This window comes from Streptomyces sp. NPDC001070 (assembly GCF_053598835.1).
Map to the genome: position 1 here is coordinate 1 of NZ_JBSFLB010000008.1, position 7,285 is coordinate 7,285.

A 7,285-nucleotide genomic window follows, 5' to 3' on the forward strand; every position below is an offset into this window, starting at 1 on the left:
GGTCGGGGGCGGCGCGCCTCAACGTGGGAGCCCTCAGCCTCGGCGGCCGTTGCCGCCGCCGAGGCCCTTGTCGAGGCCGGCGCGGCGCAGGGCGTCGGCCATGGCGCCGCCGGGGGCCGGGCGGTCGCGGTCGCCGCCACGGGCCTGACGGGGCGGGTTGCCGCCGCGGCGGTCGGGGCGGGGGCCGCGGTCGGGCCGGCCGCCGCCGGTGTTGCCCTTGGGCGCGCCCGCCTCGTCCTCCAGGCGGAGGGTGAGGGAGATGCGCTTGCGCGGGATGTCGACGTCGAGGACCTTGACGCGGACGATGTCGCCGGGCTTGACCACGTCGCGGGGGTCGCTCACGAAGTTCTTGGACATCGCCGAGACGTGCACGAGCCCGTCCTGGTGGACGCCGATGTCGACGAAGGCGCCGAAGGCCGCGACGTTCGTGACCACGCCCTCCAGGATCATGCCGGACTTGAGGTCCTTGAGCTCCTCGACGCCCTCCTTGAAGGCCGCGGTCTTGAAGGCGGGCCGCGGATCGCGGCCCGGCTTCTCCAGTTCGGCGAGGATGTCGGTGACGGTCGGCAGTCCGAAGGTGTCGTCCACGAACTCCTGCGGCTTCAGCCCGCGCAGCACCGAGGTGTTGCCGATCAGCGCCCTGATGTCGGTGCCCGCCGCCGTACTCATGCGCCGGACCACGGGGTACGACTCGGGGTGCACGCTGGACGCGTCCAGCGGGTCGTCGCCGTCGGGGATCCGCAGGAAGCCCGCACACTGCTCGTACGCCTTCGGGCCGAGCCGGGCCACGTCCTTGAGCGCGGTGCGCCTGCGGAACGGGCCGTTGGTGTCGCGGTGGGCGACGATGTTGGCGGCCAGGCCCTCCGTGATGCCGGACACGCGGCGCAGCAGCGGCACGGAGGCGGTGTTGACGTCGACGCCGACGCCGTTCACGCAGTCCTCCACCACCGCGTCGAGCGAGCGCGACAGCTTCAGCTCGGACAGGTCGTGCTGGTACTGGCCGACGCCGATCGACTTGGGGTCGATCTTGACGAGTTCGGCGAGCGGGTCCTGGAGGCGGCGGGCGATGGAGACGGCGCCGCGCAGCGACACGTCGAGGTCGGGGAGCTCGGCGGAGGCGTAGGCGGAGGCCGAGTAGACGGAGGCCCCGGCCTCGGAGACCACGGCCTTGGTGAGCTTCAGCTCGGGGTGCCGCTTGATCAGGTCCGCGGCGAGCTTGTCGGTCTCGCGGGACGCGGTGCCGTTGCCGATGGCGACGAGGTCGACGTCGTGCGCGGCGGCGAGCCGGGCCAGCGTCGCGATGGAGGCGTCCCACTGGTTGCGCGGCACGTGCGGGTAGATGGTGTCGGTGGCGACGACCTTGCCCGTCGCGTCGACGACGGCCACCTTCACGCCGGTGCGGAAGCCCGGGTCGAGGCCCATCGTGGCGCGGGTGCCGGCGGGGGCGGCGAGGAGCAGGTCGCGGAGGTTGGCGGCGAAGACCCGGACCGCCTCGTCCTCGGCGTCCTGGCGCAGCTGGACGCGCAGGTCGAGACCGAGCCGGACGAGGAAGCGGGTGCGCCAGGCCCAGCGCACGGTGTCGGCGAGCCACTTGTCGCCCGGGCGGCCGCGGTCGGCGACGCCGAAGTGGTGGGCGATCCTGCGCTCGAAGGTGGAGGGGCCCTCCTCGGCCGGCTCCTCGGGCTCCATGGTGAGGTCGAGGACCTCCTCCTTCTCGCCGCGCAGCATGGCGAGCACGCGGTGCGAGGGGAGCTTGGTGAACGGCTCGCTGAAGTCGAAGTAGTCCGCGAACTTGGCGCCCGCCTCCTCCTTGCCCTCGCGCACCTTGGCGACGAGCCGGCCCCGCTCCCACATCCGGGTGCGGAGCTCGCCGACGAGGTCGGCGTCCTCGGAGAAGCGCTCGGTGAGGATCGCGCGGGCGCCCTCCAGCGCCGCCGCGGCGTCCGCCACGCCCTTGTCGGCGTCGACGAACCCGGCGGCCTCGGTCTGCGGGTCGAGGGCCGGGTCGCCGAGCAGGCGGTCCGCGAGCGGCTCCAGGCCGGCCTCGCGGGCGATCTGCGCCTTGGTGCGGCGCTTGGGCTTGAAGGGCAGGTAGATGTCCTCCAGCCGGGCCTTGGAGTCCGCGGCGAGGATCTGCGCCTTCAGTGCGTCGTCGAGCTTGCCCTGGGACTCGATGGACTCCAGGATCGCGGCCCGCCGCTCGTCCATCTCGCGCAGGTAGCGCAGCCGCTCCTCGAGCGTCCGGAGCTGGGCGTCGTCGAGACCGCCCGTCGCCTCCTTGCGGTACCGGGCCACGAACGGCACGGTCGCGCCGCCGTCGAGCAGCTCGACGGCCGATTGGACCTGACCTTCCCGTACGCCGAGTTCCTCGGCGATCCTGCGCTCGACCGAGACCGTTGTCGTCACGATGTGCGACCTGCTTTCTGGCTGGACTACCGGTGCATTATTGCGGAGCCCGGCCGCCCGGCCGCGAGCCTGGGTCTATGCCGCGCCGGTGTCCCCGTCGAGACGCTTCTCGAACCAGTGGTCGGCGTACTGTTCGCCGTTGTAGTCGGCGATCTCGTGGTAGCCCAGCTTCGCGTACAGGGTCCGTGCCTCGACCAGGTCGGCCCGCGTGTCCAGGCGGATCACGCCCACGCCCAGGTGCTCGCGCGCCGCGCGTTCCGCGGCCCCGACCAGCAGTGCGGCGCCGCCGGTGCGGCGGGCCGCGGGCACGACCCAGACACGGCGCAGTTCGGCGACGCCCGGCGCGAGGAGGCGGACGCCCGCGCAGCCGGCCGGACGGCCCTCGTGGCGGCCGACGAGGAAGCGTCCCGAGGCGCCCGCGAGGTCGTCGCTGGTGTGCTCGGTGAGCAGGTCGTCGATCTCCCCCCGGGTCATCGGCCTGCCGTAGTAGCGGCTGACGATGTCGTCGAAGTACCTCCACAGCAGGTCCTTCGACACGGGGTCGTCAACGGCGAGCGGGGCGATCTCCCATACGGGCGAAGCGTGGACGTTCGGTCGCGGGACGGTCACGCGGCCCATCCTGGCAGGGCTGACCGTCGCTATCCTCCGAATATTCGTTGGCACGTCAACGACATACGGGGGCAGTACATGACGCGGCACGCCGCGCGCAGGAGCCATCCCATCGCCACCGCCGACCAGTCCTCCAACGGCGTCCTGGTCTTCGACCCGGAGGCCGCGGACTGGTCGCGGAGCACCGCCGTGACCTGGCGCTGGAGCGCGCCGGGCGGGACGGGCACGAGCTGGCGGCATCTGTCGGACGTGCGGCTGCGCAGAACGCAGGCGTACGGGCGGGTGGTGCTCGTCGCCGCGTCGGGCGGCCGGGCGGCGATGGTGCGCGAGGACACGGGCGCGATCGTGTGGCAGACGATCACACCGGCCGACTGCCCGCACGCGATCGAGCGCATCCCGGGCGGCGTGATCGTGGTGGCCTCCGGCGCCCCCGGCCGGCTGCGGCTGTACGCGGACGCGGAGCAGACCGCGCCTTTCCGCACCGTCCCGCTGCCGAAGGCGCGCGGGGTGCTGTACGACCCGGAGCACCGGGCGCTGTGGGCGATCGGCGCCGGGCGGCTGGTGCGCTACGCGGTGGCGGGCCGCGGAGCCGCGACGACGCTGACGGAGCACAGCGTGGTGCGTTTCGAGGGCGAGGGCCGTGATCTCCAGCCGGTGTACGGCGATGCGGGGTCGCTGTGGTTCACCGACACGTACGGGGTCTACCGGCTGGACGTCGCCACCCGCAGGTACCGGCAGGTGGACGGCGCGAGCGGCGTGAGCGCGTACACCAACCAGCCCACGGGGACGCGCATCATGGCCCGGTCGGAGGCGACCGGGCCCCGCGGCTGGGGCGGGCCGACCATCGACTTCCTCGACGCCGACGGGAGGCCGGCGTACTCGCGGACCCGCCCCGGCGCGGAGTTCGCCACGGTGCGTCTGTGGACCCCGGACTTCCGCTGAGGCCGGTAAACCCCCGGGGGCCGCGGCCGGCGGGACCGGCACCCCGCGGCGCCGCACGGGCATGGAATGATCAGAGGAAAATGTCCCTGCCACCTATCCTGCGGCCGACGCCCGCCCGGGCGCCGGGCCACCGGCGGGCCTCGATGCGTCCGCATCGGGCCGGCCGGCATCCACGCACATGCCAACGGAGGCTTCGCTCCCATGGAATACCGCCATCTCGGCCGCAGCGGCCTGGTCATCAGTGAGATCGCGTACGGCAACTGGCTCACCCACGGCTCGCAGGTGGAGGCGGACGCCGCCACGGCGTGCGTGCGCGCGGCGCTGGAGGCCGGCATCACCACCTTCGACACCGCAGACGTCTACGCGGGGACGCGCGCCGAGTCCGTGCTCGGCGAGGCGCTGAAGGGCGAGCGCCGCGAGGGCATCGAGATCCTCACCAAGGTGTACTGGCCGACCGGCCCGGGCCGCAACGACCGCGGGCTGTCGCGCAAGCACATCATGGAGTCGATCGCCGGCTCGCTGCGCCGCCTGCAGACCGACTACGTCGACCTGTACCAGGCGCACCGCTACGACGTGGACACCCCGCTCGAGGAGACGATGGAGGCGTTCGCCGACGTCGTCCACTCGGGCAAGGCCCTGTACATCGGCGTCTCGGAGTGGCCGGCGGAGCAGATCCGGCGCGCCCACGCGATGGCGCGGGAGCTGCACATCCCGCTGGTGTCGAACCAGCCGCAGTACAACGCCCTGTGGCGGGTGATCGAGGGCGAGGTCGTCCCGACCTGCGAGGAACTGGGCATGGGCCAGGTGGTCTTCTCGCCGATCGCGCAGGGTGTGCTGACGGGCAAGTACCGGCGGGGGCAGGAGCCCCCGGCGGGGTCGCGGGCCACCGACGACAAGGGCGGCGCCGGCATGATCTCGCGGTGGCTGCGCGACGAGGTGCTCGACGCCGTCCAGCGGCTCCAGTCGCTCGCGGCCGAGGCCGGGCTGTCCCTGGCCCAGCTGGCGGTGGCGTGGGTGCTGCAGAACTCCAACGTCTCGGCGGCGATCGTCGGCGCGTCCCGTCCGGAGCAGGTCGCGGAGAACGCCAAGGCGTCGGGTGTGGTCCTGGAGAAGGAGCTGATGGCGCGGATCGAGGAGATCCTGGAGCCGGTCGCCGTCACCGACCCCAAGCGGGTCCACGACAACGTCCCGCCCCACCGTCCCTGAGCCCTCATGCTCCGGTCCCGCGGTCCGTGCGTACCGCGGGGCCGGAGCGGCTGCCGGGGAAGGACCGGCTAGGCGGTGTGGCAGTGGCCCTCGCCGCGCGGGGTCTCCTTGGGGAGGTCGAGCGAGGGGTTGCGGTCGAAGAACCCGGTGGGCTTGAGGGTGAAGCCGCTGTGGTCGACGGGCATCACCGGCCACTCCTCCAGCCGGGGCAGGTGGGTGGGGCCGAAGGTGTGCCAGACGGTCAGCTCGGTGTCCTCCAGTGACTCGCCCGCCGCGGTCCAGCGGGGCAGTCCGGCGCCGCCGGCGTTCTGGTTGGGGTAGTCGCCGGCCGGGAAGCGCCGCTCGGGGCGGTAGCGCGTGACCCACACGTGCTTGGTGCCGTAGGCCATGCGCCGGGCGACCGCGGAGTCGGGCTGGGCGAGGACGACCGGGCCGGGCTGGGGGACGAGGGTGTAGGCGACGGGCTTGCCCATGCGGTTGACGGAGCCGGGGTTGGTGATGCGCCAGCGGCGGCCGGCCAGCGGGTCGGCGAGGCGGCCGCCCTCGGCGCTGTCGGCGACGGGGGTCACGCGGGTGGTGAAGACGTTGCCGTTGGGGTTGTCCGGCCCGTGCGGGACGGGGACGACGTCCACCTCCTCGACGGTGTTGGCGTGCCCGTCGACCGCAGCGTCCAGCCGTACGCAGAACAGGTGCTGGTGGAACGGGGCCAGCAGACCCGGCGCGACCTCGGTGCCGACCGCGTCGGCGGTACCCGGCTCGACGGCGGAGGTCTGCACGATGCCGGTGGACTTGGCCTCGAAGCCGATCGTGCCGTCCTGGTAGAAGTACCAGTAGAAGCCGTAGTCGTAGTTGCCGACGGTGGCGATGTAGGAGACGACCAGGCGGCGGGAGCGGCGGCTGTCGGCCGCCATGTCGTTGAAGATGTCGGTGTGCTTCCACAGGAGGCCGTAGTCCTCCTCGTGGATGCAGATGGCGTTCGGCAGCGTCTCGGGGTTGCCCAGGTCGTCGGAGAGGACGGCGTCGAGGTAGGCGATCTCGCCGAGGCAGTCGCAGCCCAGCTTCAGGGCGTTGGCGTTGCGGCCGAGCGAGTACTCGCCCGCGTCGAGGAAGGCGACCCAGTTGCGGTCGTCGCCGGGCTCGGCGTACGCGACGGCCATCTCTGCGAGCGAGGCACGGTGCAGGACGGAACGGAGGCGGTCGCCGTCCTGGTAGCCGATCTGGTGCAGGACCAGGCCCTCGCGGCCGTTGAAGTCGATGCGGAAGCGCCACTTCTGCCAGGTCATCAGCCGGCCGGTGTGGGTGAAGGACGGCCCCTCGGGCTGGGTGATCTCCAGCGGGCGCAGGTCGGTGCGGGCGGGGCCGTTGAACTCGGCCTCGTAGCGCCCGCATTCGGACGGGATCGGCACGGCGCCGGTGTCGATGAGGCGGACCACCTTCCGCTCGATGACGTCGACGTCGGCGACGAGCCCGGCCACCGGGTGCGCCCACGGGCTGTCGGAGGCGTTGCAGCGCAGCCAGGTGAGGGAGCGCATGAGGCGGGCGCCGGGGCGGTCCTCGAAACGCAGCGGGCCCGCGCCGAGGGGGGCGGCGACGGCCAGGTCGAGGTCGGTGACGCCGCGGTCGGCCATGGCCTTGCGCCAGCCCGGGTCGGCCTTGACGACCTGCTCGACGATCTCGTACTCCTCGAAGGTGACCGGGGGCTGGCCCTCCTCCGCGGTGTCGAGTTCGCGGTACGCGACGACGGCGCCCGCGGTGACGTCGACCAGGGCCTCCGCGGCGGCGCCGGTGGCCGAGTCGAGCAGGGTGACGCGCAGCCGGCGGACCACGGGGTCGCCGTCGCGGTGGGCGTCGGCGGCGTGCCGGTCCGGCTCGTCGAGGAGGACCAGGGGGAAGCGCGTGGCGTCGGTGACCCGGCCCTCCTCGGTGAGGATGCGCCGGGCGGCGGATATCTCGTCGGCGGTCAGCGGGTCGAGAGGATGGGGCGCGGCCGGGGCGGCGTCGGCGTCGGTGTGGCAGCAGGAGGACATGGGGCAACCCTCTTGTGGACGTAGGTCGTTGCGCGATGGAGGCACTGCGGACATGGAACCGGCCCGCCGCTCCCCTGGCCAGGGGAGCGGCGGGC

Annotated in this window: 5 protein-coding genes; 2 read left to right on the top strand and 3 right to left on the bottom strand. The window is 73.1% G+C overall.

The features are described from left to right. Positions 1-33 precede the first annotated feature (33 nt). Together ACWDAS_RS11965 and ACWDAS_RS11970 are read right to left on the bottom strand one after the other, a co-directional pair. A complete protein-coding gene (locus ACWDAS_RS11965) occupies positions 34-2,406 on the bottom strand; it encodes a Tex family protein (RefSeq protein ID WP_450388855.1) in 2,373 nt (790 codons plus the stop codon). A gap of 75 nt (positions 2,407-2,481) precedes the next feature. Continuing rightward, positions 2,482-3,024, bottom strand: a complete 543-nt coding sequence (locus ACWDAS_RS11970; RefSeq protein WP_450388857.1) for a GNAT family N-acetyltransferase — start codon at positions 3,022-3,024, stop codon at positions 2,482-2,484. A 69-nt stretch (positions 3,025-3,093) separates the two neighbouring features. Here ACWDAS_RS11970 and ACWDAS_RS11975 point away from each other — a divergent pair, with 69 nt between their 5' ends. After that, positions 3,094-3,957 (top strand): DUF6528 family protein, encoded by an 864-nt coding sequence (locus ACWDAS_RS11975; protein WP_450388859.1) that lies wholly within the window; start codon positions 3,094-3,096, stop codon positions 3,955-3,957. A gap of 201 nt (positions 3,958-4,158) precedes the next feature. Next, the gene (locus tag ACWDAS_RS11980) at positions 4,159-5,163 is read left to right on the top strand and encodes an aldo/keto reductase family protein (RefSeq protein ID WP_450388861.1); all 1,005 of its coding nucleotides are present in this window, start codon (positions 4,159-4,161) and stop codon (positions 5,161-5,163) included. Between the two features lie 68 nt (positions 5,164-5,231). Here the strand turns inward: ACWDAS_RS11980 and ACWDAS_RS11985 are convergent, their stop codons facing one another. Continuing rightward, positions 5,232-7,190, bottom strand: a complete 1,959-nt coding sequence (locus tag ACWDAS_RS11985; RefSeq protein ID WP_450388863.1) for a primary-amine oxidase — start codon at positions 7,188-7,190, stop codon at positions 5,232-5,234. Positions 7,191-7,285: the final 95 nt, after the last annotated feature.